Raw genomic sequence first — 2,811 nt, 5'->3', positions numbered from 1 at the left:
CCAGTCCCAGGGCCAGGATCGGGGCCTCGATCGCCGGCCGCCAATGCGACAGGGCCGCCAGGATCAGGCCCAGGGCGACGCTGGCCGCCAGCACCCTCACGATCTTGCCCCAGGCCGCCGGGCTAGGCGCGTAGTCGCCGCGACGCCCCAGGACCACGGTCATCTGCAACACGTTCAGCCACGAGGCCGCGCTGGTCGCCGCCGCCAGACCCGCGACGCCGAACACCGGGAACAGGGCCAGGCCCAGCACGATATTGGCCGCCACCGAGATCAGGGCGAACCGCATCGGGCCCTTGGTGTCGCCCCGCGCGAAGAAGGCCGGCGACAGGATGCGGGCCAGGACGAAGGCCGGGGTGCCCCAGCCGTACTGCATCAGGGCGTCGGCCGTGGCGCGGGCGTCGAAGGCCGTGAACTCGCCTCGGGTGAACAGGCCGTCGATCAGGAAATAGGGAATGCTGAACAGGGCGGCCGCCGCGGGCAGCGACAGGGCCAGGGCGAAGACGATCGCCTGGTCCATGGCGGTCTGGGCGTCGCGCCGGTCCTCGGCGACCACGGCCCGCGACAGGCGCGGCAGCAGGGCCACCCCGATCGCCACGCCCACCAGGCCCAGCGGCAGCTGGTAGAGCCGGTCGGCATAGGCCAGCCAGGTCCGCGCGCCATTGACCTGGCTGGCCAGGATGCCGGAGACGGTGATGTTGATCTGGCTGGCGCTGGCGGCGATGGCCCCGGGCACGGCCAGGGCGATCAGGCCCTTGATCTCGGGGGTCAGGCGCGGCAGCCGCCACTGGATCGTGGCCCCGGCCTTGCGCACGGCCCAGACCAGCAGCAGCACCTGGCAGATGCCGGCGGCGAAGATCCCCCAGGACACCGCCACCGCCGCCTGCCGGGCGCCGTGAGAGGGGATCACCGCGATCAGGGTCACCAGGTTGAGCAGGATCGGCGCGGCCCCCGCGACGATGAACTTGCCGCGGGCGTTCAGAACCCCCGACAGCAGGGCGACGATGGCCATGCAGGGCAGGTAGGGCATGGTGATCTGGGTCAGGATCACCGCCAGCTTGTACTTTTCGGTGCCGAAGCCGAAGCCCGGGCTGATGGCCATCATCAGCCACGGCATGGCCAGCTGGGCCACCAGGGTCAGGGCGACGGTAAAGGCGGCGATGGTGGCCATGGCGTCGCCCGCCAGCCGGTCGGCGATCTCCGGCCCGTCGCGATCCAGGCTCTTGGAATAGGCCGGCACGAAGGCCGCCGCGAAGGCCCCCTCGGCGAAGATCCGCCGAAACAGGTTGGGGAACATCTGGGCGGTGTTGAGGGCGTCGGCGGCGATGTTGCTGCTGGCCCCCAGGAAATAGGAAATGACCAGATCGCGCACGAAGCCCATCAGCCGGCTGACCAGGGTCAGGCCCGAATAGATCGCCGAGGACCGGATCATGCCGGGGGCTTTTTTCGGCGCGGCGGCGGGAGGGGCTGAGTTGGTCACCTCCGGCTTCTGGGCGCTGGGCGCGGAGGCGTCAAGGGTGGGGCGGCCTGGACCTCAGGGCCTGGCGTCGGCGGCGTTCAACTGCGCCGCCAGACGCACGCCCGAACGCCAGGCGCCTTCGACATCGCCCCCGTCAAGCCAGTCCCCGCACACCCCCAGGCCCGCGGCCGGATCCCACAGCGCCCCGAGCGCCAGGGGCTCCGGCTGGGCATAACGCCAGCGGTGGGCGACCGACGACAGCGGCGGCGGAAGGGGCGTCGGCATTCTGGTCTCGAAGGCCGCCAGCAGCCGTGTCGCGACGTCCGACGGGCCGGCCTCGAGATTGTCCCGCGACCAGGCCGGGCACGCCTGGATCACCCAGGCCTCGCCGCCCGAGCGGCCAGGTTTGTGGCCGTCACGAAAGGCCCGGCCGATGACCTCATCGCCGTCCAGGACCCTCAACTCGGTCTCGATCGGCCGGCTGAACACCAGCATCAGGCTCCAGCAGGGCGCGGACACGGTCGAGCGGGCCAGGGCGGCGAAGGCGTCGTTCGCTGCGACCAGCAGCACCGCCGCCTGCTCGGCCGGCACGGCCAGCACCACCCGGTCATAGGCGAGGTCCGACTCGTCCGGGCCCTCGAGGACCCAGCCGTCGCCGATCCGGGCCAGGCCGGTGATCGTGACGCCGCAGCGGATCTCCAGACCCGCCGCCACGGCCTTGAGCGGGGCGTTCATGGCCGGCGCGCCGACAAAGGCGCCCTCGCCCGCCGCTGACCAGGGCGCGACCAGGCCCGCCTGGGTCCAGAGCGCCACCTGAGCCCGGAAGCCGGGGTCCCGCGCCGTGAAGACGGGGGCGCCGTGGTCGAAGGTGACCTCGCCCTCGGTCAAGGCCAGCCGCCGGGTCGACATCCGCCCGCCCGGCCCCCGCGCCTTGTCGAAGACGGTCACCGACCCGCCGGCCGCTCGCAGGGCCGCGGCGCAGGTCAGACCGGCCATGCCGGCGCCGATCACGGCGGTGCGCGGTGGGACTGTCTCTGGGGTCATGAGGTCACCAGGCAATGGGACTGCCGTCCCAGGCGAAAAAGCCGCCATTGTCATCGGGGCCCAGACCGTCGATCACCGCCAGCAGCGCCTCGGCCGATTGGCGCGGGGCGAACAGCCGTCCCTCGGAGACGCCGGCCTGGAACGGGGCGCTGAGGGCGGTGTCGACCGTACCGGGATGCAGCACGACGCAAAGTCCGAGCGGCCGGGTGCGACGATGCTCGATGGCCAGGGTGCGGATCAGCATGTTCAGGGCGGCCTTGGAGGCGCGATAGCCGTACCAGCCGCCCAGGCGATTGTCGCCGATGCTGCCG

2 protein-coding genes and 1 pseudogene are annotated in these 2,811 nt (G+C 72.1%); all 3 read right to left on the bottom strand.

Features of this window, described 5'->3' with window-relative positions:
* Window positions 1-1,429: murein biosynthesis integral membrane protein MurJ (murJ, locus tag CSW58_RS10905; protein ID WP_099447301.1), on the bottom strand; the 1,429-nt coding region annotated here is incomplete at its 3' end.
* Window positions 1,430-1,531: 102 nt separating this feature from the next.
* Window positions 1,532-2,500 (bottom strand): NAD(P)/FAD-dependent oxidoreductase, encoded by a 969-nt coding sequence (locus CSW58_RS10900; RefSeq protein ID WP_143755175.1) that lies wholly within the window; start codon window positions 2,498-2,500, stop codon window positions 1,532-1,534.
* Between the two features lie 4 nt (window positions 2,501-2,504).
* A pseudogene (locus CSW58_RS14110) lies at window positions 2,505-2,811 on the bottom strand (C-factor); the annotation flags it as partial.

It is taken from the genome of Caulobacter sp. B11 (genome assembly GCF_002737765.1).
In the GTDB taxonomy this organism is placed as follows: Bacteria; Pseudomonadota; Alphaproteobacteria; order Caulobacterales; family Caulobacteraceae; genus Caulobacter.
Note: the sequence above shows the minus strand (reverse complement) of the source record. Positions and strands in the feature narration are given on the sequence as shown.

Excerpts from the sequence above, each read along its gene's own strand:
- CSW58_RS10900 (WP_143755175.1), bottom strand. The coding sequence starts at position 2,500 with ATGACCCCAGAGACAGTCCCACCGCGCACCGCCGTGATCGGCGCCGGC.